Annotated in this window: 28 protein-coding genes; 16 read left to right on the top strand and 12 right to left on the bottom strand. The window is 39.6% G+C overall.

Features of this window, described 5'->3' with window-relative positions; all coding sequences use genetic code 11:
- Positions 1–18: 18 nt before the first annotated feature.
- The 4 genes from RM541_RS17110 to RM541_RS17095 form a co-directional block, all read right to left on the bottom strand.
- Positions 19–498 carry a hypothetical protein gene (locus RM541_RS17110; protein WP_311501351.1) on the bottom strand — a complete coding sequence of 160 codons (480 nt, stop codon included), beginning with the start codon at positions 496–498 and terminating at the stop codon, positions 19–21.
- A gap of 201 nt (positions 499–699) precedes the next feature.
- Positions 700–1,251 carry an energy transducer TonB gene (locus tag RM541_RS17105; protein ID WP_311501350.1) on the bottom strand — a complete coding sequence of 184 codons (552 nt, stop codon included), beginning with the start codon at positions 1,249–1,251 and terminating at the stop codon, positions 700–702.
- Positions 1,252–1,312: 61 nt separating this feature from the next.
- A complete protein-coding gene (locus RM541_RS17100) occupies positions 1,313–2,752 on the bottom strand; it encodes a M56 family metallopeptidase (protein WP_311501349.1) in 1,440 nt (479 codons plus the stop codon).
- On the bottom strand, positions 2,752–3,114 hold the full coding sequence (locus RM541_RS17095; RefSeq protein WP_311501348.1) for a BlaI/MecI/CopY family transcriptional regulator: 363 nt from the start codon (positions 3,112–3,114) through the stop codon (positions 2,752–2,754). Before RM541_RS17095 ends, RM541_RS17100 begins: the two co-directional genes overlap by 1 nt.
- Positions 3,115–3,357: 243 nt before the next feature.
- Here RM541_RS17095 and RM541_RS17090 point away from each other — a divergent pair, with 243 nt between their 5' ends.
- The 3 genes from RM541_RS17090 to RM541_RS17080 all read left to right on the top strand — a co-directional run bounded on the left by RM541_RS17090 (position 3,358) and on the right by RM541_RS17080 (position 5,728).
- Positions 3,358–4,302 carry a 1-phosphofructokinase family hexose kinase gene (locus RM541_RS17090; protein ID WP_311501347.1) on the top strand — a complete coding sequence of 315 codons (945 nt, stop codon included), beginning with the start codon at positions 3,358–3,360 and terminating at the stop codon, positions 4,300–4,302.
- Positions 4,303–4,414: 112 nt separating this feature from the next.
- On the top strand, positions 4,415–5,194 hold the full coding sequence (otsB, locus tag RM541_RS17085; protein WP_311501346.1) for a trehalose-phosphatase: 780 nt from the start codon (positions 4,415–4,417) through the stop codon (positions 5,192–5,194).
- A gap of 33 nt (positions 5,195–5,227) precedes the next feature.
- Positions 5,228–5,728, top strand: a complete 501-nt coding sequence (locus tag RM541_RS17080) for a DUF456 domain-containing protein (RefSeq protein WP_311501345.1) — start codon at positions 5,228–5,230, stop codon at positions 5,726–5,728.
- 24 nt (positions 5,729–5,752) lie between these two features.
- Here the strand turns inward: RM541_RS17080 and RM541_RS17075 are convergent, their stop codons facing one another.
- Entirely contained in the window at positions 5,753–6,109 is a 357-nt protein-coding gene (locus RM541_RS17075) for an HPF/RaiA family ribosome-associated protein (RefSeq protein ID WP_311501344.1), read from the bottom strand.
- A gap of 285 nt (positions 6,110–6,394) precedes the next feature.
- Here RM541_RS17075 and RM541_RS17070 point away from each other — a divergent pair, with 285 nt between their 5' ends.
- From RM541_RS17070 to RM541_RS17055, 4 genes are all read left to right on the top strand, one after another.
- Complete coding sequence (locus tag RM541_RS17070; protein WP_311501343.1) at positions 6,395–7,075, top strand: hypothetical protein; 681 nt, start codon at positions 6,395–6,397, stop codon at positions 7,073–7,075.
- Positions 7,076–7,324: 249 nt separating this feature from the next.
- Positions 7,325–8,641, top strand: coding sequence for a cation:proton antiporter (locus RM541_RS17065; protein WP_311501342.1), 1,317 nt, complete (start codon positions 7,325–7,327; stop codon positions 8,639–8,641).
- A 181-nt stretch (positions 8,642–8,822) separates the two neighbouring features.
- Positions 8,823–9,860 (top strand): flavin-containing monooxygenase, encoded by a 1,038-nt coding sequence (locus RM541_RS17060; protein WP_311501341.1) that lies wholly within the window; start codon positions 8,823–8,825, stop codon positions 9,858–9,860.
- A 128-nt stretch (positions 9,861–9,988) separates the two neighbouring features.
- Positions 9,989–10,891, top strand: coding sequence for a YihY/virulence factor BrkB family protein (locus RM541_RS17055; protein WP_311501340.1), 903 nt, complete (start codon positions 9,989–9,991; stop codon positions 10,889–10,891).
- Between the two features lie 134 nt (positions 10,892–11,025).
- Here the strand turns inward: RM541_RS17055 and hemL are convergent, their stop codons facing one another.
- From hemL to RM541_RS17035, 4 genes are read right to left on the bottom strand one after another with little or no spacing between them, the layout of a single operon-like run.
- Positions 11,026–12,315 carry a glutamate-1-semialdehyde 2,1-aminomutase gene (gene hemL / locus RM541_RS17050; protein ID WP_311501339.1) on the bottom strand — a complete coding sequence of 430 codons (1,290 nt, stop codon included), beginning with the start codon at positions 12,313–12,315 and terminating at the stop codon, positions 11,026–11,028.
- Between the two features lie 18 nt (positions 12,316–12,333).
- Positions 12,334–13,128, bottom strand: coding sequence for a glucosaminidase domain-containing protein (locus RM541_RS17045; RefSeq protein ID WP_311501338.1), 795 nt, complete (start codon positions 13,126–13,128; stop codon positions 12,334–12,336).
- Between the two features lies 1 nt (position 13,129).
- Positions 13,130–14,068, bottom strand: coding sequence for a 1-aminocyclopropane-1-carboxylate deaminase/D-cysteine desulfhydrase (locus RM541_RS17040; RefSeq protein ID WP_311501337.1), 939 nt, complete (start codon positions 14,066–14,068; stop codon positions 13,130–13,132).
- A 41-nt stretch (positions 14,069–14,109) separates the two neighbouring features.
- Positions 14,110–14,424 (bottom strand): hypothetical protein, encoded by a 315-nt coding sequence (locus tag RM541_RS17035; protein WP_311501336.1) that lies wholly within the window; start codon positions 14,422–14,424, stop codon positions 14,110–14,112.
- Between the two features lie 43 nt (positions 14,425–14,467).
- Between RM541_RS17035 and RM541_RS17030 the strand changes: the two genes are divergently transcribed.
- The 4 genes from RM541_RS17030 to RM541_RS17015 all read left to right on the top strand — a co-directional run bounded on the left by RM541_RS17030 (position 14,468) and on the right by RM541_RS17015 (position 17,252).
- Positions 14,468–14,638, top strand: a complete 171-nt coding sequence (locus RM541_RS17030) for a C1orf53 family protein (RefSeq protein WP_311501335.1) — start codon at positions 14,468–14,470, stop codon at positions 14,636–14,638.
- Positions 14,577–14,705 carry a hypothetical protein gene (locus RM541_RS17025; protein WP_311501364.1) on the top strand — a complete coding sequence of 43 codons (129 nt, stop codon included), beginning with the start codon at positions 14,577–14,579 and terminating at the stop codon, positions 14,703–14,705. The genes RM541_RS17030 and RM541_RS17025 overlap by 62 nt, the downstream gene beginning before the upstream one ends.
- Before the next feature lie 119 nt (positions 14,706–14,824).
- Positions 14,825–15,370: a DUF4136 domain-containing protein gene (locus RM541_RS17020; protein WP_311501334.1), complete on the top strand. Its 546-nt coding sequence runs from the start codon at positions 14,825–14,827 to the stop codon at positions 15,368–15,370.
- A gap of 127 nt (positions 15,371–15,497) precedes the next feature.
- Complete coding sequence (locus RM541_RS17015) at positions 15,498–17,252, top strand: aromatic amino acid hydroxylase (RefSeq protein ID WP_311501333.1); 1,755 nt, start codon at positions 15,498–15,500, stop codon at positions 17,250–17,252.
- Between the two features lie 3 nt (positions 17,253–17,255).
- On the opposite strand, the gene RM541_RS17010 is transcribed toward RM541_RS17015, so the two are convergent.
- The 3 genes from RM541_RS17010 to alaS form a co-directional block, all read right to left on the bottom strand.
- On the bottom strand, positions 17,256–17,870 hold the full coding sequence (locus tag RM541_RS17010; protein WP_311501332.1) for a DUF4230 domain-containing protein: 615 nt from the start codon (positions 17,868–17,870) through the stop codon (positions 17,256–17,258).
- 334 nt (positions 17,871–18,204) lie between these two features.
- Positions 18,205–19,200: a GSCFA domain-containing protein gene (locus RM541_RS17005; RefSeq protein ID WP_311501331.1), complete on the bottom strand. Its 996-nt coding sequence runs from the start codon at positions 19,198–19,200 to the stop codon at positions 18,205–18,207.
- A 21-nt stretch (positions 19,201–19,221) separates the two neighbouring features.
- A complete protein-coding gene (alaS, locus tag RM541_RS17000; RefSeq protein ID WP_311501330.1) occupies positions 19,222–21,837 on the bottom strand; it encodes an alanine--tRNA ligase in 2,616 nt (871 codons plus the stop codon).
- Positions 21,838–21,967: 130 nt separating this feature from the next.
- Between alaS and RM541_RS16995 the strand changes: the two genes are divergently transcribed.
- Genes RM541_RS16995 through RM541_RS16975 form a run of 5 tightly spaced genes read left to right on the top strand, consistent with a single transcriptional unit; the run spans position 21,968 to position 25,112 of the window.
- Positions 21,968–22,945 carry a M23 family metallopeptidase gene (locus RM541_RS16995; RefSeq protein WP_311501329.1) on the top strand — a complete coding sequence of 326 codons (978 nt, stop codon included), beginning with the start codon at positions 21,968–21,970 and terminating at the stop codon, positions 22,943–22,945.
- The gene (locus RM541_RS16990) at positions 22,945–23,274 is read left to right on the top strand and encodes a MerR family transcriptional regulator (protein ID WP_311494038.1); all 330 of its coding nucleotides are present in this window, start codon (positions 22,945–22,947) and stop codon (positions 23,272–23,274) included. Before RM541_RS16995 ends, RM541_RS16990 begins: the two co-directional genes overlap by 1 nt.
- A 2-nt stretch (positions 23,275–23,276) precedes the next feature.
- Complete coding sequence (locus RM541_RS16985; RefSeq protein ID WP_311501328.1) at positions 23,277–23,873, top strand: LemA family protein; 597 nt, start codon at positions 23,277–23,279, stop codon at positions 23,871–23,873.
- Positions 23,874–23,876: 3 nt separating this feature from the next.
- Positions 23,877–24,317: a TPM domain-containing protein gene (locus RM541_RS16980; RefSeq protein ID WP_311501327.1), complete on the top strand. Its 441-nt coding sequence runs from the start codon at positions 23,877–23,879 to the stop codon at positions 24,315–24,317.
- Complete coding sequence (locus tag RM541_RS16975) at positions 24,318–25,112, top strand: TPM domain-containing protein (protein WP_311501326.1); 795 nt, start codon at positions 24,318–24,320, stop codon at positions 25,110–25,112.
- Positions 25,113–25,420: the final 308 nt, after the last annotated feature.

Below are 25,420 nucleotides of genomic sequence, written 5' to 3'. Positions count from 1 at the left end.
ATTATTAATTGAACTGATCTACTCTGCTTTAATTAAGACCGGCATTCTAAATACTGTAGAAACCGGAATACCGCGTTTACTGGCAGGATAAATTTTTGGCAGGGAATCTATGCTCTGGTAAAGCCATTCCTCGATTTTTGGTAACTGGTTGGTTAAAGTGGTATCTATGGAAACAATCGAGTCAATTTTTGGTCGGCCCTGCTTGCTTATTTCGAGGTATAAATACAGGGTGTCGTCAATACTTTCGGTCACTACCGGCTGTTGTTTGGCGAGATAAGCGTAAATATTTTCAGCGACTTTTCTTTCAAAACAGTTTTTCGCCTGTGCCAATTCCGTTTCCTGTTGGCAATCTTCAAAAGCGGGATATTCGTCTACCTCTTTCCAGTTAAGCATTTTGCTTTCCTGGTCCAAAACCTCTTCCGAAGAAATCTTTTTGGTTTCGAAATTACAGGAAGTAAAAATTAGAAAAATTGAAATTAGCAGTAAAGTTCTTTTCATACCCAATTGGCGATTGACTTTAGGCAAAAGTAATGAAAATGAGGAGAATCTGAAGGGAAGAAAATCGGCTTCTTTCCTGGGAGCTTATTAATTGCTGTACGCAAAATTTTAAAAGTTGCAGGAATGAACATATCTCAAAACAGCCGGAGCCGAAGTTAAAACTCCGGCTCCGCAGGCTGCAAAAAATTAAGTAAAAAAGAATTATTCATTTACCTGGAAAACAATTGGCAGCGAATACATTACTCCTACCGGTTCACCATTTTGTTTTCCAGGAGTCATCGTGGGAAGGTTGTTAATAACGCGTTCGGCTTCATCCTCCAGTTCTGGCGCAGGGGCACGGGATTTTACATCTTGGATGTTTCCGTTTTTATCTATTTTAAATTGAACGGTCACATGGATTTGACCTGTTAATCCTAATGCTTCACCAACAGTTTTATCGAAATTGAATTTAACAAACAACGAGATTTTTTGGGAAGTACATTTCTTTCTTTCCTGGTTCGAAGCAATATCTTGACACCCGGGATATATAGGAACCTCATCAACTATCGCAAAAGGAATATCCATTTCCTGAACCGGCAGCTCAGCAGCCTTAATTAGAGGAGTTTCTTTAGTTAATTTTTCACTTTCCACCTGGATAGGTGTATTCATTCTGTTTGCAGAATAGGCGACATAAGTCAGCATAATGAATGCCAACGGCACAAGGACAACATATTTCAGTTTCGCCACGGATTTTGACTTTGACTTTTCTAACATAGTTTTCTTATTAGTGTTAACTGAGCGGTTCTCCCGGTAAGTTAGAGCTCTAGAAAAATTTTTATTCATTTACCTGGAAAACAATTGGCAGGGAATACATTACTCCTACAGGTTCACCTCTGTGTTTCCCCGGCGTCATAGTGGGAAGGCTGTTGATCACACGTTCGGCTTCCTGCTCCAGTTCTGGCGCAGCGGCACGGGATTTCACCTCCTGTATATTTCCGTTTTTATCTATTTTAAACTGAACAATTACCCTGTTTGTTCCTGTTAGACCGAGTTTTTCACCCAAACCGGAATCGTAATTCTCACCCACAAATTCAGTGATTTTTTGAGAAGTACATTGTTTTCTTTCTTTATTTGAAGAAATATCTTCACATCCGGGAAAGGCCGGAGTTTCTTCTATTACAGCGAAAGGAATTTCTGAATTATCCCGCTGCTCTTCTACTACTTCAATTATCCCGCTTCCGTTGGCTTTTCTTTGTTTTAATAATAACTCTTCCCTTTTCTTTAATAAATTCAGGAATTGCTCTTTTTCTTCTTCCGTTAAACTATCCTTTGTTTCAAGATAGACATCAAGTTCTGCAATTTTTTCTGAAACAGAAACTGTTCCCTGTTCTTCACTTCCTGCTGGATTCTCTTCTGAACATGCTACATAAGTAAGCATTAGCGTCATTAGCGGAATAATGATTAGAAACTTAAATTTTGCGATTGCTGTTGATTTTGATTTTTGTAACATAACGATTCGTTTTTTGATTAATGAATGATTAAAAAATTGATTGATGAATGAGATATTCTGCGTGTTAAACGCGGTGTTGAGCAACTGCTCGTAGTAATTCTTTTTCCCGGCGGTTTTCACCACTTCCTGGTCGGCTATAAATTCGTGAAGTCCCGCAATCCTGGATTGGTAGATGTACATTAGCGGATTGAACCAGAACACAATTTTCAGTAGCTCAAAGAACATTAAATCCAGGCTGTGCTTCTGCCTTACATGCACCAACTCATGAGAAAGGATTTGCTGCTTTTCTTCTTCGGAAAGCTGATCGCCCAGAAACACCGTACTAAAAAATGTGCAGGCGATGTTGGAATTTGGAATTTCAATGATCTGGAAATCTTTCTCCTCTGAAGTTTTTCCAAACCTGAACAATTGATTAAGGTGGTAAGCCTTTTTCAGAAATAGTCCAAAACCCGCTGCTAAGCCAACACAATATATTACCCCCCAAATGATATTCATTCCCTCTTCCGTAGTGAAATTTGCTACCGGCAAGGTTTCCGGAGCTGTCTCACCTCCGATTACAACCGCCGGAAGCATAATCCTTGCATTTCCTGGTACTGCTTCTGCCAGGAACTCCAGCTTCAGCAAAGGCAACAGCATTGCGATAACAGGCATCAATAGTAAATACCACCTGTTATAACCAAAGAAGGTTTCCTTCTTTAGCAACAGCTCATACGCCAGCAAAAAGCAAAGCTGAAAAAATAATGTTTGTAGAATATAGTGTAGCATTATTCCTCTTTTTTATTAATTTCCTTTAAAATTGCCTCAAGGTCTTTGGTATCAAGTTCATTTTTCTTCATAAAAAAGGACACCATGCTTTTAAAAGAGCCATTAAAATAACTATTGATCAGTTTATTCATACTTTGATTGCTGTAAGTCTCTTTTTCGATAACCGGAAAATAGATATATCCCTTTCCCTTCTTCCGGTGATCTACAAACTCCTTGTTTTCCAAAATTCTTACAATCGTGGAAACCGTGTTATAGGCCGGTTTTGGTTCAGGAAGCTCTTCAATTATTGCAGCCACATTGGCTTCCTGTAAATCCCAAAGAACGTGCATAATCTCTTCTTCGGCCTTGGTCAATTGTTTCATCGTGGTTTTAATTTATTGTCTGTAAACTGTTTTCTTCATATTTAAGCTATTGCTAATATAACTAAATATTTAGTTTAAACTAATAGATTAGTTGAAAAATATTCTGTAGAAAAGAATTTTACGTTCCTCCACCTGTTAAATAATTCCAAATATTAAGCAGAATAGGATTTCCCGTAGAAGAAAAATTTAAATTAGGAGAACATCGGGAAATTAAATTTTCCAGGACTTACAAATTATCCAGATATGAACAAAATACTCACGCTAACTGTTAATCCTGCACTAGACATTTACACCACCGTTGAAAAGGTAGAACCTGAAGTCAAGATGCGCTCTGAATCTCCCAAGAAAGATCCCGGAGGAGGAGGCATCAATATTTCCAGGGTGCTGCAGCGTATGGGTACAGAAACTAAAGCGCTTTACGCCTCCGGCGGATTCACAGGCAGCATTTTTTCTCAACTTCTTGATGAAGAGCATATAGATCACGAGCCTTTTAAAGTAAAAAATGACATGCGCCAGAATTTTGGAGTTTTCGAAAATTCCACCGGTGAACTCTATCGTTTTGGATTTCCCGGAGCCGAGATGGAAGAATCTGAAGCTAATGTTCTTCTCGAGAAACTGGAGAAAAACCTTGAGGATTCAGAATTTCTCGTCGCCAGCGGAAGCCTTCCTCCCGGAGTTGGAACCGATTTTTATGCAAAAGTGGCTAAAATAGCACAGGAAAGGAACGTGAAATTTATATTGGACACTTCAGGCAAAGCTTTAGCCAAAGGTTTAAAGCAGGGTGCATACCTGGTAAAGCCAAATCTCGACGAACTTCAGGATCTTACCGGCCAAAAAGCTGAAACACACGAACAACGGAAACAAATGCTGAAAAAGATACTGGAGGATTACCCTGTAGAAGTGGTTGTCCATTCACTTGGTCCCGATGGCGCTTTCCTGGCAACAAAAAACGAAATAAAGCATTTTCCCGCACCAAAAGTTAAAATCAATAGCTCTATTGGCGCAGGAGACAGTATGGTTGCAGGAATTGTTTATAGCCTTGCTAATAACAAGTCACTGGAGGAAGCTGTATTGTTCGGACTTGCATGTGGCAGTGCGACTTTGATCTCTCCGGGCACAGAACTTCTGAAAAAAGAAGACGCCCAAAGACTGTACGATGAATTATTGTCGAATCACAAGAACGTGTAACAAAAGCAGAGACCGAAAATGACAATTTTCGACTACCTGCCTTAAAAGGTCACACCTTAGATTTCTAATGTTATCTTTAAAAAGTAATTGATAAAAACTAAAAATTTTTGAAATGGCAAATCAACTGCCTTCTGCCCTTAAAAAAGCAGAGGAACTTAAAAAAGAATTCAGCGATAAAAAGGCCTTACTATTTCTGGATTTTGATGGAACGCTTGCTCCTATAGTAGAAAACCATGAAGACGCAGCAATTTCTGAAGAAATGCGCGACCTGGTTCAGCAATTATCAAAAGTTTATCCTACGGCAGTCGTGAGTGGTCGCGGCATGAAGGATGTTAACCAGCGTGTGAACTTACCTGAACTTTATTACGCCGGAAGTCATGGTTTTGAAATTTCCGGACCGAATAATTTTCTCAAAGAAAATGATGAAGCACAAAAGGTACTGCCGATATTTGACAAAATTGAACCTATACTTAAGGAAAAGCTGAAAGACATTAACGGAGTCGACTTTGAACGAAAAAAGTTTACGCTCGCCATCCATTACCGTAAAGTAGACGAAAACCGTACTTCTGAAGTCCACACCCGCGTTTCTGAAGTTCTAAAGGATTATCCCCAATTACTAAAAGCCGATGGCAAAAAGGTAATTGAAGTACGCCCGGCAATAGACTGGCACAAAGGAAAAGCTGTGGAGTTTTTAAAAGAGCATTTGGGTGAAAAGAATCAGAAATTTTCAGTATATATAGGAGATGATGTTACCGATGAAGATGCTTTTAAATATGTTGATAACGGAATTGGAATCCTCGTAAGTGAACACGGAAATAAAACCTACGCAGATTATTCCTTAGAAAATATTGACGAAGTAAAAGAATTTTTTCAGCTCCTTCTTAAAAAATAAGTATAGCTAAAAAATCCTTATTTATAAATTGCTATGGACATAATTCTTATAGGTATTGCTGCTTTTTTGATAATTTTGGGAATGATTGGAAGTATTTTGCCCGTTTTGCCGGGTGTTCCGATAAGTTGGCTGGGACTTCTGGTTTTTCAACTGGCACCTTCTGTTCCTATAAATTACTGGTTCCTTGCCATAACCTTGATTGTAGCTGTTGTTATTTATGCGCTGGATTTAATTGTTCCTGCCTTGGGAACAAAACGCTTTGGCGGTAGTAAAGCAGGAATGATTGGTACTACTATAGGTCTAATTGCCGGTATTATTGCTCCAATTCCCTTTGGAATTTTAATTGGTCCGTTTTTGGGGGCTTTCATTGGGGAACTTGTAAATAAAAGCGACTCAAAAACCGCTTTAAGAGCAGCTTTTGGATCTTTTATTGGCTTCCTGGCCTCTACGTTTATGGAATTTATGGTCGCTTTTATTTTTCTTATCCTTTTTCTTCTGAAATTGTGGGACTATAGAAACCTGATTTTTTCCTGAAGAATCTCAAATTATAGTGACACCTCAAAATTGACAGTTTTCGATAAAAAAACCGCCGAAGGATTCTGGCAGCCCAGGAGAATGCCAGGCATACAATGTGTCTTTGCGTTTTCTAAGACCAGTATCCAAAATCTTTATCGCCTCCTTCGCTGCTAATTTAAAATCTGAATTCTTCGCAGAAACATATATTCCGGATCCTGGGATATCCAATTCAATTTCGCAGATCTTATTTTTTCCTTCAGCTTCACCTAGATCTTTAAAGAGCACTTTAGAACCTTTCAGCCAATTATACCGGGCTTCCAGTTTTAAAAGTTGTTTGATGACATATTCATAAAGATTTCCGTTGCAGGAGGCTTCTGCACAATTTATATCTACAGTCATAATAAAATGTATTTTTATTAACACATCAAATATAGCCACGCACCTCCCTTGAAAATATGATTTTTGTCATATAACCCCAACAATACCAAATGATTAAAAATAAACCTTAGCTATTTATCCATAGATGAAATCTGATCCATGATTCGTTTTTTTTGTATTCCATTTTAATCTGAATAAAATCATAACTGTATAATTAACAATTGTTTAGTAGAGGTTTAATCCTACTCCTCTTCAATTTTATTTAATTTTATCAGAGAACTGAATTAATCAATTAAAAAAGAAAATATGGCAGAAATACGTGTAGAAAAGAAAAAGCCGGTTTGGCCGTGGATATTAGTAGCTATTTTAATAATCCTGGCACTCCTGTATTTCTTTGTATGGGCAGACGGAAATGAATCTGATGATGATTTACAGGACGACGATCAAATCGAACAACTGGAGCAATATGAAACTGAGGAGTTTTCTGCAAAAGACTATCCTGAAAATGCTATAGGACAGTATCTCAGTTACGTAAACAGAGGGAGTGATGATAATGCTCTTGGTACTAATCCCAGATCACAGCAAAGGGCAATGATGTTGCTTTTAGAGGCTGTAGAAGAAAAAACAATTGAGCTTAACCATACTCCGGGAGAGGAGATGGAGAGCATCAGCCAATGGGAGCCTCAGCGCCAGGTGGATAGTATTAGGCAAACGGGTAAAGTGATTGTCGACAATCTTCAGGAAATTCAAAGAGATCAATATCCGGAACTGGAGGACGAAGTACAGGACTTAAGAACGCATCTTGATGAGCTGGCTGTAGATAGTAGTCCGGAAGATCGGAATCTTTTTCTCGGGGAATTTTTTACTCAAGCGGCCGATATACTAAGGCAGATGGATGCTGAAATTAACAGCGCACCAATCTCCCCTTCAAGTATAGATACTTCGCGTTATAGTACAGAGATAGACACTATAACTACAGAAGAATAGTATACTGGCTAAAAAGTTTTATAACTATTAGGCCATCTTCAGGGAATTGAAGATGGCCTTCTTTTTATATCACCACTAAAAGAATTATTACATCACAAAGATGCTCTTTAATTCCTGCAGGTGCCACACTTCTAAACCTCATCCTTTTCGCAATGCAGGTTCTAGCAAATCCTTCTTGTAATTCCTTATCTTTTTCATACGCTTGGAAGCAGGACCATTTTTTAGAAATATGCTACAAATGTTAGCCTTTTGCAAAAAGTTTTAGTGACAGGTGAATATATTCTATTTTCACACCTTCAAATTGCTATGAAAGATCATTACATTATTCTTGCCGGACTTGGATTTGCTACTCTTATCATGGCGTGGCTTCCTTCTATCGCAAAAAAAATAAAGGTAAGTTCCCCAATTATTCTATTGCTTATTGGTTTTGCCATGCATGCAGTAGCCATACCTCTTGGATGGCCAGACCCCTTGTGGAGCGACAAGGAGCTAATGTATTTTTCTGAAGCCATAGTAATTATCTCCCTTATGGGTGCCGGACTGAAAATTGGAGATAATTTTTCTCTAAAATCCTGGCTAAAGCCAATGCTGCTGGTTTTCATAACAATGCCTATATGTATGGTTTCTGCATATTTTTTGGGTTCTTATTTTCTTCTACTCAGTCTGCCATCTTCACTTCTATTGGCTGCTATTCTCGCTCCAACAGATCCTGTGTTGGCAGCAGAAGTCCAACTAGATGATCCTCTTGCAGAAAAAAGTCCGGAAGATAATGTAAGATTCACTTTAACTGTAGAAGCGGGTTTAAACGATGGTATAGCTTTTCCCTTCTCTTACATGGCTGTTCTCGTTGCCCAGGCAGGAAGTTGGGCCGCTTTTGATTTAACCGGCTGGATCCTGGACGAATTTCTATTGAAAATCGCACTTGGGATAATTATTGGACTTGTTATTGGAAGGCTTATTGGTTTCCTCTTTGATAGGCTCCACCACGTATCTGGCGTAAAAACTTTTGTAGGTTTCCTTTCCCTTTCATTAACCATAATGACTTATGGACTTAGTGAACTCCTGCATGGTTACGGATTTTTAGCAGTTTTCTTTGCGGGCTTTAGTCTGCGTTATTATGAAAAAGTAAGTGGTGACTATAAAAAGAAACTCCATGATTTTATAACAGAAGTGGAACATTTACTTCTCGTAGTCTGGATCATCCTTTTTGGTGGCTCTATCATGAACGGGATGTTGGGTCTAACTGACTGGAAAGGAGTCGTTTTTGCCCTTATATTTGTCTTACTAATACGACCAATTGCAGGAATGATTCCCCTTATATTTATTAAAAAGGAAAAGATTAAGGAAAAACTGGCGATTAGTTTCTTGGGAATACGCGGGATAGGCTCTGTCTTTTATTTATCCTGGGCTTTTTTGCAGTTCGATAATTTTGAATATAAGAATGAGCTTTATGCGATTACGGCCTATATCATCCTATTCTCTATTGTACTCCATGGCCTTACTGCTCCTTCTATAATTGCTTATTTTCGGGGTAAAGCAGAGCAAACTACAGATTTTAGATCATAAAAATGAATAGCGCATTTTTGTCCGAATGAAGCTCTCAGCTAGTCTCTGAAATATTTGTTCTACTTAGCCAAATTGCAGCATAATTTATGATAATTACATTTTAGACATCCAGTCTAAATTCATTAAGTTGAAAAAATTCAGCAGTAATTAATAAAATCCTACTTTTGAAAAAACTCAGAAAATGCTGGATTTTATAGTTGTTGGAGCCGCACAGGCAGGTTTGTCCATGGCTTACTTCTTAAAAAAACTGAATAAAAAATTTCTTCTGGTAGATAAAGAAAGTGCCATAGGTGCTTCCTGGCGCAATCGCTGGGATTCGCTCACCCTTTTTACACCTTCGGAATTTAACAATCTTCCCGGTTTAGATTTTCCGGCACCTAAAGGTCATTACCCTTCCAAAGACGAGGTCGCCGAATATTTTGAGGCTTACGTAAAAAAATTTAATTTCCCTGTTCAGTTTAATACGCTAGTAGAAAAAATAAACTGTAAAGAAGAACATTTTCTTCTGAAGACTTCTCAAGGGGATTTAAAGGCGAAAAATGTAATAATTGGCACCGGACCTTTTCATATACCTTACATTCCACAGTTTTCTGAAAAAATTGATCCCGAAATTTTTCAGGTTCATAGTAATTACTATAAAAACCCGGGTCAACTTCAGAAGGGAAAAACGATGGTGGTTGGTGCGGGAGATTCGGGTTTTCAGATCCTGGACGAAATATCTCAGCGAAGAAATAGTGTATATTTTTCCGGAACAAGCAACGTGAGACTCCTTCCGCAGGAAATCCTGGGAAAAACATTATTCTGGTGGCTCAAAAAAACCGGAATCCTTGGCTTCAGTAAAGATTCATGGATAGGAAAAAAATTAAGCACATCCAGGCAGCCAATTATTGGAACCGACGTAAAGGAAATCCTGCGCCGGGAAAATGTAAACCTTGTGGGGAAGGTTAAAGATGCTGAAGGAAAAACTGTCTTTACTCAAAATAAAGAAATAACCGACTTAAAAAATATTGTCTGGGCAACGGGTTATCGTCCCAATTTTGAGTGGATTGAAGGACTTGAACTTACAGAAAACGGATATCCTCAACACTATCGCGGAGTGAGCAACATTAACGGACTCTATTTTATAGGGCTGCCCTGGCTCTACACCCGCGGCTCTGCAACACTCGGCGGAATAGAAAAAGATGCCAAATATCTCGCAAATCATATTTCCAAAATGTAGATTACTCCTCTGCAATCCAAACATAATAGTGACTGGAAATAATTTCAACTAAAGTTAAAGTACCTTTAAAGGCTTTTGATAACCAGCCTCTTTCCTGTAATTTGACGTAAAATAGGAAAAAAGTAGACATGTCTGAGCACGTTAGAGAAATTAAAGGAGTAAAATCACCAACAAAAATAAAAGGCTCGGGATGGAAAGATATTGTTCTTAATGTAAAAGATCAAATTGCCGAAGACAATGTTTCGATCGTATCTGCCGGTGTTGCTTTTTATGCATTTCTTGCCGTTTTTCCTGCAATCCTATCGCTCATCTCCATTTACGGACTCGCGGTTAGCCCCGAGCAAATACAAAATCAATTGTCGCAATTATCGGGCATGATGCCCCAGGAAGCCTTTGGTATACTGGAAAGCCAGATAGAGAATTTTATGTCCACATCAGGACAAACCCTTGGATGGGGAACAGCACTGGGTATTCTTTTTAGTTTATGGAGTGCCAATAAAGGCACAAAATCTTTGTTTATAGGGGTAGATATTGCTTACGGGACAGAAGAACCTCGCGGTTTTATTAAAGAGAACGCACTTGCACTGCTGTTCACTTTAGGAGCCGTTATTCTTGTGATAATTAGTATGGCACTTATTGTTGCTTATCCTGTCGTTGTAGATATGCTGGGGCTTCCTTCAGGAATTGAAACATTAATTGGTTGGGGACGTTGGTTGCTATTGGCGGGCATCGTAGTTTTCTTTCTCTCCCTGGTATACAAATACGCACCTCCCCGAACAACTCCCGCTTTTAAATGGGTGTTGCCGGGAGCTCTTTTAGCTACATTTTTATGGCTGGTCGCCTCCTGGGGCTTTTCGTATTACGTAAGCAACTTCGGAAGTTACGGTGAAGTTTACGGCTCTATCTCTGCTGTAGTGGTACTTCTTATGTGGCTTTTTCTTACCAGCTTTATCATACTTCTTGGAGCTGAATTAAATTCGGAAACAGAGAAACATGTCCGTAAGAAAGGATTCAGTGATAAAAAGAAGTAAAAGAGCACATTTTACCATTCTTTGAACCCGAAAATTGCCATTTCGGACCATGTTCTTAAATGCCAATTTTCAACAAAAAACCCCGAAAGAAGTCTTCCGGGGATTATAAATTATAGTGACAATAAATCCGAATATTAAAGATCTTTCGCGACTTTTTCTACTGCGGCAATGGTTTTATCCAGATCTTCATAAGACAGGGCTTCGCTAATAAACCAGGTTTCAAAAGCACTCGGCGCTATGTAAATCCCGTTTTCCAGCAATCCGTGGAAAAATGTATTAAACTTTCCATTCGATGCCGCGGCAGCTGCGGAAGCAAAATCGACCACAGGTTCTTCAGAAAAATGAACCGAAATCATCGAACCAATCCTGTTAATCGTATGCGGAACATTATTTTCTTTTAAAGCTTTTTCTATTCCTTTATGTAGATATTCCGTTTTCTCGTCTATACTTTTGTAGATGCCCCGATTATCATGCAACTCCTGAAGCATTGCCAAACCGGCTGCCATTGCAAGCGGATTCCCACTCAGCGTTCCTGCCTGGTAAACCGGCCCAACCGGTGCCAGGTAATCCATAATTTCGTTTCGTGCTGCAAAAGCGCCCACTGGTAGTCCGCCGCCAATCACCTTCCCAAAACATACAATATCGGCATTTACTCCAAGTCTTTCCTGAACTCCGCCCTGTGCCAGCCGGAATCCCGACATTACTTCATCAAAAATCAGCAGAATATCATTGGCATCACAAAGCTCTCTAAGTCCTTCCAAAAATCCATCTTTAGGCGGAATACAGCCCATATTTCCCGGGACAGGTTCGATGATCAAACAGGCAATTTCATCTTTATTAGCGTCAATTAACTGCTGTACGCTTTCCAGATTGTTAAAAGTGGCAAGCAAAGTATCTTTTGCAGTCCCTTCAGTAACACCGGGACTATTTGGTGTTCCAAAAGTAATGGCGCCGCTTCCCGCCTGTATTAAAAAGCTATCGCTATGCCCGTGATAACAACCTGAAAATTTGATGATTTTTTCTTTTCCGGAGAAGCCGCGGGCAAGCCGTACGGCACTCATACAAGCCTCTGTTCCAGAATTTACCATTCTTATTTTATCAATATTCGGAACCATTTTTACCGCCAGTTCGGCTATTTTGGTTTCCAGCTCGGTTGGAGTTCCAAAGGAAGTTCCTTTTTTAGCCCTCTCAATTAGTGCATCAATAACCGGTTGATGCGCATGTCCTAAAATAAGCGGCCCCCAGGAATTAATATAATCGATAAGCTCATTGCCATCTTCATCATAAATATAGGCTCCCTTTGCTTCTTTTATAAAAATAGGATCTCCGCCCACCGCTTTAAAGGCGCGAACAGGAGAATTTACTCCTCCGGGAATTACTTTTTGAGCTGAAGCGAATAATTCGCTGCTTCTTTTATAAATCATAAATATGGAATTCTGTGATTAATTAATGTACAATAACTGACCTATGGAAATAGTGGTACCATCCAGGTCGTTAGATCGCTGCAATTCTGCGACCGTAGTGCTATAGCGCTTTGCTATAGAATATAAGGTATCCCCTTTTTTAACAATATAGGTGGTATTTGCCCTTTCATCAGAAACATCTGCGTAAGTTCCGGACGGTTTTCCCAGTACTTCTTCATCAAAGCGGTAAAGCTGATATCTTTCAATTAGATCGATCAGCTTATTCGGATATTTTCGATCTGTGGCATAACCAGCTCTCTTCAAACCTCTTGCCCAGCCTTTGTAATCATCGATATCAAGTTCAAATAATTCGGCATAACGTCGTCTTTCCGCCAGAAAAAGCGAATGATCCCGATATGAATATTTAGGATGATTGTATTTTCTGAAGCATTCCTGCCGGGCATCATCATCATGATAAATTTTGTCGCCGTTCCAGCCATGACATTTAATACCAAAATGATTATTTGCATTTCTGGACAGCCTGCCTTTTCCTGCTCCCGATTCCAAAATGCCCTGCGCAAGGGTTATACTGGCAGGAATTTTATAAAGTTGCATTTCTTCCTGGGCGATTGGCCCAAACATGGCAATATATTGTTCTACACTTTCTGCATGTCCCATAGGCGCTGAAGTTCCTTCCGGAATATGTCGTTTTGCATCTCCCTGCACCACTACTTCCCTTTCGGAACCGCTTTTTCCCGGCACTTTTTTCCTGCTTCCGCAGGAATAGATAAAAATACTCAGTACAAACAGTAAGAGAATCCGGTTTATCTTCATATCAATCTTCAATTAGAGGTAAATTCCTTTTCGCTAAATGCCTGTTCATTCCATCAATTCCCTGGAGTCCACCTGTATGGATGGCCAAAATTTTAGCATTATCAGGAAAATAGCCATTTTCAATCATTGCAAAAATACCAAAAAGTAATTTGCTTGTATAAACGGGATCAAGCTGAATATGATATGTTTTTCTGAAATTATTAATAAAATCAATTAGTTCCCGGTTCACCTTTGCATAGCCACCAAAATGGAAGTCGGTCAAAATTTGCCAATTATCGGCCTTCGTTAGCTTTTTTACTTCGGAAGTAAGAAAATCTCCCTTTAATGCTGAAAATCCGACCACTTTTTGATCTTCAGAAGATGAATTTATTATTCCGGAAACAGTACCTCCCGTTCCCACTGAAGTACAAATGTAATTGAAGGCATTATCTTCAGGCTGAAGGATCTCTTCGCATCCTTTTATGGCAAATTGATTGGTTCCACCTTCCGGAACGAGATAAAAATCGCCCACTTCCTGCCTTAAAGCTTCAAGAAAGTCCGGATTTTCCTTATTTCTGTACTCCTCTCGGGAAATGAATTTCAATTTCATTCCGCAGGAGCTGGCAAACCGAAGCGTAGGGTTAAATTTTAATGTTTTCGGCAAATCTACAGCAAGTTCTTCTCCGCGAATTACCCCCAAAGTGCCGATATTTGCCAATTTTCCGGCTGCAGCTGTGGCGGCGATATGGTTGGAAAACGCACCTCCAAAAGTGACAATTTTCGGCTTTCCCTGCACGATTGCTTCCTGAATATTATACTTCAGTTTCCTGAACTTATTTCCGGAGACTTCAGGATGTAAAAGATCTTCACGTTTTAAATACACTGAAATATTCTTAGCCGAAAATTTTCCGATAAACTGGTTCGGAACAGCAGCTTCTTCAGTATTAAAAAAGTCGGTCATTGTACAAAGATCAAAAAGCCGGGGATGTAAAGCAATGAATGTTACAGATAATTTAGAAAAGCCCAGAATCTTCTTCGGTTTAAATACTGCGAGTCACTTTCCATTTTATAAGCCTCCCGTTCAAAACTTATATTCCTGTAGGCTTTATAGGTGCTTTTGTACTTCAGTAAACCAATAAGAAATTCCGCAAAGTACCAGATATAGAAGAAAACCAGGAGCAGCTCCAGTTGTTGCCGCAAATGGATGCGTTCGTGATTTATAAAAAGCCGGTCGTCTTTAAGCCATGCATACTTTACAATCACAAACGGCCAGAGACTAACGCCATTAAAACCTTTGCCGGGCAAATATTTGTTCACGACCAGAATCATACTTTCAAGATAAGAATTGTATTTTTGTGCTATGAGTTTTTTTAAGAAAAAAATTCCGTTGGAAGAGGGCGATTACTACCTAACGCCCGAAGGATATAAGTGTTTTACAGAACAGTACCACCTAAAAAGAGGTTATTGTTGTGAAAGCGGCTGCCGCCACTGCCCGTATGGTTACAACAAAAAAACCAACCGACAGGATTAAGATCTTCAGAACGTACCTTATAGAAATAAAAGCTTTTGAATCGGCACGATTGTTGAGCCTGTTTTAAGGAGCGAAAAGCTTTTGTTGCTTTACTTTCTCCTGAAGGAAGGTACCTCACAGAGCTGAATAGCAGTAAATTTTCGCTACAAAGTTAGAGTAAGAACATATTATCAAAACTATACACCTATGAAAATCCTTAAATTTACACCGTTCCTGTTGCTTTTTACAGTTTTGCTTACTTCCTGCAGTACTGTACGCGTAGCTTCGGATTATGATCGCGAAGCAAATTTTAATTCTTATAACACATTTGCCTTTTTTAAGCCAGGGATTGATCGAGCAGAGATTTCTGACCTGGACAAGAAAAGAATACTAAGAGCAATTGAACAGGAAATGACCGCAAAAGGATTTACAAAATCTGACAATCCTGATCTTTTAGTGAGCATCTTCACAAAAACCAACGAGAATATTAATGTTTATCAAAATAACATGATGCCGGGCTGGGGTTACGGCTGGGGATGGAGCCCGTGGTACTGGGGAAGTGGTTATAACACAGTAAACCGAACCAGCGAAGGAACTTTGTATCTCGATCTAATTGATGCTGAATCTAAAGAACTTGTATGGCAGGGAATGGGAACCGCCGCTCTTGCTGAGAAGGTTGAAAGAAAGCAGGAGAGAATAAATGAAATTGTTTCAAAGATCCTGGAAAAATATCCTCCCGGAGCAGAACAGTAGTCATTGCTCAGGATATATGATTAAAAGCCTCTTTTTTAGGGGCTTTTTTTATATCAGTAATCCCCCTGTACTACATAACTTTGACAATCTGATTTTTGTATCTTTAATCGTACCCATTCGACTAATTATGTTGGAAAAAATACAATCTAACGAAATACTGGACCGCCTACCCGCGCATCTCCGGCAGTACATAAAACCACAGAATTATGAGGAATACACTTCTATAAACCAGGCAGTGTGGCGCTATGTGATGCGTAAAAACGTAAGTTATCTCAGCAAAGTAGCACATTCTTCATACCTCGAAGGCCTGGAGAAGACTGGTATTTCAATAGAACATATCCCGAATATGTACGGAATGAACCGTATTCTTCAGGAAATAGGCTGGGCAGCCGTTGCTGTAGATGGTTTTATTCCGCCAGCTGCATTTATGGAATTTCAGGCGTATAATGTGTTGGTAATTGCCAGTGATATACGACAACTGGAAAACATAGAATATACCCCCGCTCCTGACATTATTCACGAAGGTGCGGGGCACGCTCCCATAATTGCCAATCCTGAATACGCTGAATATCTTAGAAGGTTTGGTGAAATTGGCTGTAAAGCCATTTCCAGCTCAAAGGATTATGAGATGTACGAAGCTATACGGCATCTTTCCATTTTAAAAGAGGCTGAAGGGATTTCTGAAGAAGAAATTGAAGCTGCCCAGGAAAAAGTGGATTACCTGCAGAATAATTTGGGAGAGACCAGTGAAATGGCAAAGATCAGGAATCTACACTGGTGGACGGTAGAATACGGACTTATTGGAACTTTGGAAAACCCGAAAATTTACGGCGCCGGACTTTTATCTTCGATTGGGGAAAGTACCTGGTGTATGACCGATAATGTGAAAAAACTGCCATATACCATAGCTGCTGTAGAACAGGAATTTGATATCACCAAACCGCAGCCGCAATTGTACGTCACCCCGGATTTTGCACATTTGAGTCAGGTTTTGGAGGAGTTCGCCAACAAAATGGCACTGCGAACGGGAGGCCTGAAAGGCATTCAGAAATTAATAGATTCAAAGAACCTCGGCACGATCGAGTTGAGCACGGGTATTCAGATCTCCGGAGATTTTTCTGAGGTTATTTCCGAAGAAGGAAAACCTGTCTACGTAAGTACTTCAGGAAAAACAGCCCTTTCTTATAGAGAAAAAGAACTGGTAGGCCATGGCACCGCAAATCATTTTGACGGATTTGGTTCGCCCATAGGAAAGCTTAAGGGAATAAATCTCGCCATTGAAGATATGAGCCCCCGGGATTTAAAAGCTTATAATATTTATGAAGGGGAAGATGTAAATCTTGAATTTGAAGGAGGGATTGTTGTAAATGGTGAAATAATCACCGGCACCAGAAATCTTCAGGGTAAGATTATCCTTATTAGCTTCAGAAATTGCACGGTACGCTACGCCGATCGCATCCTCTTTAAACCCGAATTGGGAAAATATGATATGGCGGTTGGTAAAGAAGTGGTTTCCGCTTTTGCAGGACCTGCCGATGTATATTCTTTTGACCTGATAACCCACAAAACCTCTTCAACTACGATAAAAAGTGCAAAAAATCCGGAAAAAGAAGAACTGGAAAATCTCTATGAATCTGTAAGGAATATCAGGGAAGGAAAAAATACAATGTTCTCTCTTTCTGCAGCATTTGATATTGTTAAGAAGGATCATCCCAAGGACTGGCTGCTTTCAGTTGAAATTTATGAGCTGGCTGTCTATATGGATCGAAAACTGGCAAAAAAAGTATTAGACCATTTAACTGCCTTGAAAAGCAAACGACCTAAAATCTCACATTTAATAGAAGATGGAATTGAACTTGTGAATGCATCCCTTGTAAAATAGGAGCTACATTTTTATTTCTCCAAATTCTTCCGAATCTTCAATAAGGATTTCGTTATAAGTCAAAGTCCATCCCATAGAATTTGTAAGGATATAAATCTTCTGCAATTCGCTTACGAGCCTGTTTTTGGCGTTCGATTTCAAATTTGAATTGTCAACTTTCTTTTGCAGGGATTTATTGATCCTTTCCCTGATTGTATTATAATCTGAAGCATCAAACTGGTTAAGATAATCCTGGGTAACATCATAATATTTGATGTCTGGATTAATAGTGATTTCCTCTTCCGGAATATTTAGAATATTTACCGTTTTATTCTTTTCATCGACCTTTATTTCAAGCTTGCTCAAATCATAAGCCACAGAAACTTCTGCATTAACCACTATGAGCGCTTTCTTTCTTGCAGAAAGTACATCAAGATAGAATTTCCTGGAATCTTTGTAAGAATATACCTGCGAAAAGGAACCTTCAGTTACCACTAATTTTCCTACATTTCTTATCTGCTCCTGAATAAGTAAAGAACTCTCTTCCAGATTTTCCCGCTCAGTTCTCTGATTTTCAAAATAATGATAACCAAAAAAAGCAAGGATCACCAGGAGTGCTCCAAGCAATATTTTCTTCATAGTATAACCTTTATAACAAGTTACAAAAATTCAGGATTTAAAGAGTAGGATTAACAGAATGCACTATATATAAAGGCTTAACGAGAAAGTGTTCGTTAGTAAAAATGCCAATGGACGGCCCCACCCGTCCATTAGCTTTTAAAATTCTAAAATTTACCCCAACAAATTTTAGATTACAAATTTCAATTGTACTTCACAAAAAAAAGGACTCACATCCTCGCTTTAGACAAATTAACAATTAAAATGTGTGAAATAAATGTACAAATTATTGTGAGAACTCAATTTTATTAGAGCTAATTTATCGTTACTAACGTTACTAAATTGATTGTCCTGATTATTTGTATCGGGCAAACCTGATATGGGGAAATTGAGATTCCAGTTTATTTATCCTCTCCTTAAGCTGATCTCTAAACTTTTGATGCTCTTTGGATTTGCTATTGAAGGGACGATGATTAAGGGCTCTCTGTATCTTTTCTATTTCTTTTTTGGTCGCGTTAGTATCTTGCGCTATCCAAACCTCATCAAACCGCTTCCAGATATAATCTACCGCTGTGCCATTTGGATGGATCATATCCTCTGCATAGAACCTGTAATCTCTTAATTCATCCATCATAATTTCATACGACGGAAAGTAAGAAAGCGTCTTCTTCCATTCCTCATTTTGCCTGAATTCTCCCAAACATTGCTGAAGGGCGGCCACAAGATTGGATTTGCTCCACTGGGTTTCGGTAAAACCATCTTTAAGGTGTCTTACCGGAGAAATATTGAAAATAACAGAGACTTTGGAATTGATCATGTGAATGTAAGAAAGGATCTTCAGCAAACTCTGTCGAATATCATCCACCATCATAAGTTCTTTCTGAAATTCCTTCTGTGGAACTTTATGGCAGTTCGCCACAGTTCTATCCTGCTGGTCGTGACGGTAACCCCATGCAGTACCAAGGGTAATCACCACATGTGTGGCAGATTTTAGAAATTTACCCGATTTTCTTATTGCGGAATTAAGATCCCTTAGCAAATTCTTCTTGTTGGAATTGCTTAATTCGCTGTGGGCGTCAAAGCTATGCCACCTCCCCTGATGGAAAAACACATCCTCATCTTTGTACTTATATCCCAAAACCACTCGCTCCAGAAAATTCTCTATCGCAGCAGGATGAAATAAAATTCCGAAAGGATTCCGGTAATTCTGAAACTTGTAGTAATCCAGTTTCCCGCCAATATTGTCCACGAAACAGGAGCCAAGCATAAAAATTTTAGAGTTGTAATCTATCTTAGGTTCCTGATTGGCAATTGGTATTTTCGTCCTAAACTCCATGTCGTTCCTCTCCATCAATTCTTAAAATACAGCAGTTTATTTTATGTACTCTTTCGCTTTCTGCAAAGCATCGTTTAATCCGGCAGGGTTTTTACCTCCTGCAGTGGCGAAAAACGGTTGACCGCCGCCGCCGCCCTGGATATACTTACCAAGTTCACGAACAATAATTCCTGCATTCAGATCTTTTTCGGAAACCAGATTTTTTGAAATATAGCAGGAAAGTAAGGCTTTCCCGTTCTGTTCTGTTCCAAAAACAAGAAACAGGTTTTCCATTTCATTATCCAGCTGAAATGCCAGGTCTTTAATTCCGCCGGCATCAAGATCCACTAGTTTTGCAAGAAAATTGATGCCATTAATCGCTGTAATTTCATTTTTAAGATCAGCTTTTAAAGATTTCGCCTTACCCTTCAGCAGAATTTCCACCTGTTTCTTTAATTCTGAATTTTCATCCTGCAGGCTACTTATTGATTTTGCGGGATCTTTTGCATTCTTCAGAAGGGATTTCACCTCGCCCAATGTTTTATCCTGTTCAGCAAAATAATCTTTTACAGCATCGCCGGTAATTGCTTCAATCCTTCGGATTCCCGAAGCTACTGCACCTTCACTTACAATTTTAAAGTACCAGATATCTGAAGTATTCTTTACGTGGATTCCGCCACAGAGCTCCATGGATTCCCCAAAGCGAATGGCCCTCACAGAATCTCCGTATTTTTCTCCAAAAAGCGCGATCGCTCCCTGATCTAAGGCATCCTGGTAAGCGATATTCCGTTGCTCGTTAAGCTCATGGTTTTCCCTGATACGCGCATTCACAAAAGCCTCAACCTCCTCCAGTTGTTCTTTGGATACTTTACTAAAATGAGAAAAATCAAACCTCAAATAACCACTGTGCACCATAGATCCTTTCTGTTCCACATGCTCCCCAATAATCTTTCGTAACGCCTGGTGCAACAAGTGAGTAGCTGTATGATTTGCAGCTGTTCTTGCCCTCTGATTTGCATCTACAACTGCATTGAAAGTTGCTTCAGGATCTTTGGGAAGGGATTTTGAAAAATGGATAATCTGATTATTTTCCTTTTTTGTATCGGTAATGTAGACTACATCTCCGTTTTCTGCTTCCAGATAGCCTTTGTCACCAACCTGTCCTCCACCTTCGGGATAAAACGGAGTTTTATTCAGTACAATCTGATATAACTCACCCTGCTTTTTATTTTCTACCTTTCGATATTTGGCAATTTTCACCTCTGACTCCAAATGATCATAACCAATAAAAGCCTCCTTTTCTACGGAATTTAATTCTGTCCAATCTCCGGCGGTGACCTGTGTCGCGGCACGGGAACGGTCTTTTTGCTTTTTTAATTCAGCTTCAAATTCTTTTTCATCTAAATCGTAACCACGCTCTCTAAGAATAAGCGCAGTTAAATCTATCGGAAATCCATAAGTATCGTAAAGCTCAAAAGCTTTTTTTCCTGAAATTTTCTTCCCTTCAGCTTCTTCAATAATATTCTCCAACAAAACTAATCCCTGATCCAGGGTTCTAAGAAATGAGATTTCTTCTTCCCTGATAACATTTTCACAAAGTTGCTTTTGAGATTTAAGCTCTGGAAAAGTCTCTCCCATTTGTCGGCTCAAAGTCTCAACCAGCTTATATATAAAAGGTTCTTTGGTATCTAAAAACGTGAATCCGTAGCGGATTGCCCTTCTTAGAATCCTCCTTATCACATAGCCGGCCCCGGTATTGCTTGGCAACTGCCCGTCTGCAATAGAAAAAGTTACTGCTCTCACATGATCTGCAATTACCCTGATAGCGATATTTGCCTTTTCGGAGGTGTCATACTTTTTATTGGTAACCGTTTCGATCTCCCGGATTAGCGGAGTAAAGACATCGGTTTCATAATTGGATTGTTTCCCCTGCAACACCATACACAAACGCTCAAAGCCCATCCCGGTATCGATATGTTTTGCCGGCAACTCTTCAAGAGAACCGTCAGCTTTGCGGTTGTACTGCATAAAAACAAGGTTCCAGATTTCCACAACCTGGGGATGGTCGGCATTCACGAGTTCCCTTCCGGATACTTTCGCTTTTTCTTCATCAGAACGAATGTCGATATGAATTTCAGAACAAGGTCCACAAGGTCCCTGGTCGCCCATTTCCCAAAAATTGTCTCTCTTATTTCCGTAAATAATCCGCTCTTCAGGCACAATGGCTTTCCATAGTTCTAAAGCTTCAGAATCCAGCTCCAGTTTGTCATTATCTTTACTTCCTTCAAAAACAGAAACGTAAAGATTTTCAGGGTTAATTTTGTAGACTTCAGTAAGTAATTCCCAGGCCCAGTGAATCGCTTCTTTCTTAAAGTAATCTCCAAAACTCCAGTTTCCGAGCATCTCAAACATCGTATGATGGTATGTATCATGCCCAACCTCTTCCAGGTCATTATGTTTACCACTAACCCTCAAACATTTTTGAGTGTCGGTAACCCGGGAATTCTTAGGTTCTGAATTTCCTAAAAAGAATTCTTTAAACTGGTTCATCCCTGCATTCGTAAACATCAGCGTAGGATCATCTTTTATGACCATGGGCGCCGAAGAAACAATGGAATGGGATTTGCTTTTAAAAAATTCGAGGAATTGGTTTCGGATATCTTGCGATTTCATGAAGCTCTTCTATTCTAAATTTTACAAAATTATGACGGCGATGAAACAATTCTTATATTTGTTCGTTTACCGTTTAATTATGCACAATAATGCGCAGTACTGAATGGCAAAAATAGCACAAATTTAGCTCATGTCGAAGGTTAAATACTATTACGATAGCGAGACACTTTCCTATAAAAAAATCGAGCGCCGCAAGGGACGCCGTATAGGAATTATAATGCTGAGTGTACTCGGCTCTTTCCTGGCAGGTTTTATCCTGCTGGTGATCTACCTTAATATTCCGCAGATTGAAACACCCAAAGAAAAAGCATTAAAACGCGAATTGCAGAACATGAAACTGCAGTATGGTCTTCTGAATAAGAAAATGAACCAGGTTCAGGATGTTCTGGCAAATATTGAAGACAGGGATAACAACATCTATAGATTGTACTTTGAAGCTAATCCAATTCCTGAAGAACAGCGAAAAGCAGGTTTTGGCGGAATTAACAGGTACAGGGAACTTGAAGGTTTCGATAATTCTAAATTAATTATTGAAACTACAAAGAGAATGGATGTTCTCACAAAGCAAATCGTGGTACAGTCAAAATCTTTAGATGAACTTGCAGAGCTTGCCAAAGAAAAAGGAGATTTATTAGCATCGGTCCCAGCAATACAACCTGTGAAAAACGAAGACCTTAAGAGGATAGCTTCCGGTTATGGCTGGAGAACAGATCCCTTCACCAAGGTTAAGAAATTCCATTACGGCATGGACTTTACTGCTCCCCGTGGCACTCCTGTTTATGCTACCGGCGATGGCAGGGTTACCCGTGCCGATAATCGCTCTACAGGCTACGGAAATCATATTAGAATAGACCATGGCTACGGCTACACCAGTCTTTACGGCCATTTGTACAAGTATAATGTGCGACGTGGACAAACTGTGAAACGAGGAGACGTTATTGGTTTTGTGGGAAGCACCGGAAGATCTGAAGCTCCCCACCTTCATTATGAGATTTTTAAAGATGAAGACAGGATAAATCCCATCAACTTTTACTACGGAAATCTTTCTCCGGAAGAATTTGACGAAATTCTTGAAAAAGCACAACAAGAAAACCAATCCCTCGACTAATGCATATAGATCTTCCGGAAAAACGCTACTACAGTATAGGTGAAGTTGCCGAAGCATTTAAAGTAAATACTTCGCTTATCCGGTTCTGGGAGAAAGAATTTGATGTAATTAAACCTAAGAAAAATGCCAAGGGTAACAGGAAGTTCACACAGGAAGACATTAAAAACCTGGAACTTATCTTTCACCTTGTAAAAGAGCGTGGATTTACGCTGGAAGGTGCCAAAACCCATCTTAAAGAAGAAAAGCACCAAACCCTTACCAATTTTGAAATTATTCGTAAGTTAGAGGGCATAAAAGCTACTCTAGTAAATATTAAAAATCAGTTATAATTATGAAAAAATGGCTCATCCCGACAATTGTAATCGTTGTTCTGGGAATAATAATTTACAGCCTTACAGCAGGCGTAAATAACACCGCGGTAGAACTGGAAGAAAACGTGACCCGAACCTGGGCAGATGTAGAAACTTCTTATCAAAGAAGAAGTGATCTTATTCCAAACCTGGTGAGCACCGTAAGGGGAGCAGCCGATTTTGAGCGTGGAACTTTAACCGATGTTATTGAAGCCCGATCCCGCGCCACCTCTATAAACGTAGATGCAAACAATCTTGACCCGCAACAAATACAGCAGTTCCAGGAAGCGCAAGGCGAAGTATCTTCAGCATTATCACGTTTATTAGTCACTGTAGAGCGTTACCCTGAATTGAGAGCAAACCAGAATTTCCTGCAATTACAATCGCAGCTGGAAGGAACAGAAAACCGTATAAGCGTAGCAAGAACGCGATACAACGAATCGGTACAGGGATACAACACCTACATTAGAAAATTTCCGAACAATATTTTTGCAGGAATGTTTGGATTTGAAAGAAAGCCGCCTTTTGAGGCCGAGGCCGGAGCAGAAAATGCACCCGATGTAGAATTTGAATTTTAAAATATGAGTAAGACTGAAGAATTTTTGACGAAAGCTGAAGAAGAGGAAATCGTAGAAGCAATAAGAACTTCCGAAAAAAATACTTCAGGCGAAATACGTGTCCACCTGGAAAAATCTACCGGAGAAATGGATATTTTCGATCGCGCGATGGAAGTTTTCCACATGCTGAAGATGGATAATACCAAGCAGGACAACGGCGTACTAATCTATGTTGCTGTAGAAGACCGTAACTTTGTAATCTATGGTGATAAGGGAATTAACAATGTAGTTCCTAACGATTTTTGGGAAAGCACAAAAGATGCTATCGTAGCCCAATTTAAACAAGGAAAATTCAAACAGGGATTAATCGACGGAATATTAAAGGCCGGTGACGAACTTCAGAAACATTTCCCGTATAAGGAGAGTGATGTAAATGAACTTTCCGACAAAATTTCAAAAGGATAAATGCTCATATCTACAAAAAAGCTAAGCCTAACCCTATTACTTTTACTTGCTTTTACCGGCATAAGTCTTGCACAGCGGGATATACCACCAAAACCTTCTGAAGAAACGAGCGTTTACGACGAAGCCGATCTCTTTTCTTCTTCTGAAGAAAGCCAGCTGGAGCAGAAACTTGTAAACTACGCAGATACCACTTCTACTCAAATTGTTGTGGTTACCATCAATTCTCTTGAAGGAGAATATGCAGGAACTTATGCGACACACTGGGCCCATGAGTGGGGAGTTGGGCAGAGCGATAAGGATAACGGACTTCTAATTCTTGTCGCTGAAGAAGACCGAAAGGTTTGGATCACCACAGGTTATGGCCTTGAAGAATATCTTACCGATGCTAATACCAAAGCTATTATTGAGAATGTAATTTTACCCGAATTTCGTAACAGCGATTATTATTCCGGACTGGATAAAGGCACGACAGCTGTTTTCCAGGTCCTGAATGGTAATTTTGAAGGAGTTCCGCAGAATCGTGGAGCTTCTGAAGGAACTCCAATAAGAACGATCATCTTTTTTATCATCTTTATCATCATCCTTATCTCAATAACCAGAAAAAACGGTGGAGGCAGAAATGGTGGACGCAGAAGCGGACGCAGCACCCTTTTTGATGCTGTAATTTTGAGCTCCCTGGGTCGTGGCACCTTTGGTGGCGGAGGAGGCGGTGGCGGCTTTGGAGGCGGCGGCGGCTTTGGAGGTGGTTTTGGAGGCGGTGGCTTCGGCGGCGGCGGTGCCGGTGGAAGCTGGTAGTTTCTTCAGTTGTTTGTTGTTTGTTGTTTGTTGTTTGTTGTTTGTTGTTTGTTGTTTGTTGTTTAAAATATTAAAAAGTGGAAAGCAACATTCTATTTTGAATTTTAAATTCTAAAATTTGAATTCCTTCTGTTTCAGATCTTGTGTTCAAAATGGCAATTGTCGATAACAAAACGTGGAAAGTGAAGAGTGGAAGTTCACTTATTCTAATTATCAAATTCTGAAATTTGAAGTCTTTCTGCTCCAGGTCTTGTGCTCAAAATGACAATTATAAATAACAAAAACGCGGAAAGTGGTGAGTGAAAAGC

This window comes from Autumnicola psychrophila, assembly GCF_031846645.1.
GTDB lineage: Bacteria > Bacteroidota > Bacteroidia > Flavobacteriales > Flavobacteriaceae > Autumnicola > Autumnicola psychrophila.
This window is presented reverse-complemented; position numbering and strand designations above follow the sequence as displayed.

Excerpts from the sequence above, each read along its gene's own strand:
- RM541_RS17045 (WP_311501338.1), bottom strand. The coding sequence starts at position 13,128 with ATGAAGATAAACCGGATTCTCTTACTGTTTGTACTGAGTATTTTTATC.
- RM541_RS17015 (WP_311501333.1), top strand. The coding sequence starts at position 15,498 with ATGTTGGAAAAAATACAATCTAACGAAATACTGGACCGCCTACCCGCG.
- RM541_RS17030 (WP_311501335.1), top strand. The coding sequence starts at position 14,468 with ATGAGTTTTTTTAAGAAAAAAATTCCGTTGGAAGAGGGCGATTACTAC.
- RM541_RS17095 (WP_311501348.1), bottom strand. The coding sequence starts at position 3,114 with ATGAAACAATTGACCAAGGCCGAAGAAGAGATTATGCACGTTCTTTGG.
- RM541_RS16990 (WP_311494038.1), top strand. The coding sequence starts at position 22,945 with ATGCATATAGATCTTCCGGAAAAACGCTACTACAGTATAGGTGAAGTT.
- RM541_RS16975 (WP_311501326.1), top strand. The coding sequence starts at position 24,318 with ATGCTCATATCTACAAAAAAGCTAAGCCTAACCCTATTACTTTTACTT.
- RM541_RS17105 (WP_311501350.1), bottom strand. The coding sequence starts at position 1,251 with ATGTTAGAAAAGTCAAAGTCAAAATCCGTGGCGAAACTGAAATATGTT.
- hemL (WP_311501339.1), bottom strand. The coding sequence starts at position 12,315 with ATGATTTATAAAAGAAGCAGCGAATTATTCGCTTCAGCTCAAAAAGTA.
- RM541_RS17080 (WP_311501345.1), top strand. The coding sequence starts at position 5,228 with ATGGACATAATTCTTATAGGTATTGCTGCTTTTTTGATAATTTTGGGA.
- RM541_RS17060 (WP_311501341.1), top strand. The coding sequence starts at position 8,823 with ATGCTGGATTTTATAGTTGTTGGAGCCGCACAGGCAGGTTTGTCCATG.
- alaS (WP_311501330.1), bottom strand. The coding sequence starts at position 21,837 with ATGAAATCGCAAGATATCCGAAACCAATTCCTCGAATTTTTTAAAAGC.
- RM541_RS16985 (WP_311501328.1), top strand. The coding sequence starts at position 23,277 with ATGAAAAAATGGCTCATCCCGACAATTGTAATCGTTGTTCTGGGAATA.
- RM541_RS16980 (WP_311501327.1), top strand. The coding sequence starts at position 23,877 with ATGAGTAAGACTGAAGAATTTTTGACGAAAGCTGAAGAAGAGGAAATC.
- RM541_RS16995 (WP_311501329.1), top strand. The coding sequence starts at position 21,968 with ATGTCGAAGGTTAAATACTATTACGATAGCGAGACACTTTCCTATAAA.
- RM541_RS17040 (WP_311501337.1), bottom strand. The coding sequence starts at position 14,068 with ATGACCGACTTTTTTAATACTGAAGAAGCTGCTGTTCCGAACCAGTTT.
- RM541_RS17090 (WP_311501347.1), top strand. The coding sequence starts at position 3,358 with ATGAACAAAATACTCACGCTAACTGTTAATCCTGCACTAGACATTTAC.
- otsB (WP_311501346.1), top strand. The coding sequence starts at position 4,415 with ATGGCAAATCAACTGCCTTCTGCCCTTAAAAAAGCAGAGGAACTTAAA.
- RM541_RS17010 (WP_311501332.1), bottom strand. The coding sequence starts at position 17,870 with ATGAAGAAAATATTGCTTGGAGCACTCCTGGTGATCCTTGCTTTTTTT.
- RM541_RS17005 (WP_311501331.1), bottom strand. The coding sequence starts at position 19,200 with ATGGAGAGGAACGACATGGAGTTTAGGACGAAAATACCAATTGCCAAT.
- RM541_RS17110 (WP_311501351.1), bottom strand. The coding sequence starts at position 498 with ATGAAAAGAACTTTACTGCTAATTTCAATTTTTCTAATTTTTACTTCC.
- RM541_RS17100 (WP_311501349.1), bottom strand. The coding sequence starts at position 2,752 with ATGCTACACTATATTCTACAAACATTATTTTTTCAGCTTTGCTTTTTG.
- RM541_RS17020 (WP_311501334.1), top strand. The coding sequence starts at position 14,825 with ATGAAAATCCTTAAATTTACACCGTTCCTGTTGCTTTTTACAGTTTTG.
- RM541_RS17070 (WP_311501343.1), top strand. The coding sequence starts at position 6,395 with ATGGCAGAAATACGTGTAGAAAAGAAAAAGCCGGTTTGGCCGTGGATA.
- RM541_RS17075 (WP_311501344.1), bottom strand. The coding sequence starts at position 6,109 with ATGACTGTAGATATAAATTGTGCAGAAGCCTCCTGCAACGGAAATCTT.
- RM541_RS17055 (WP_311501340.1), top strand. The coding sequence starts at position 9,989 with ATGTCTGAGCACGTTAGAGAAATTAAAGGAGTAAAATCACCAACAAAA.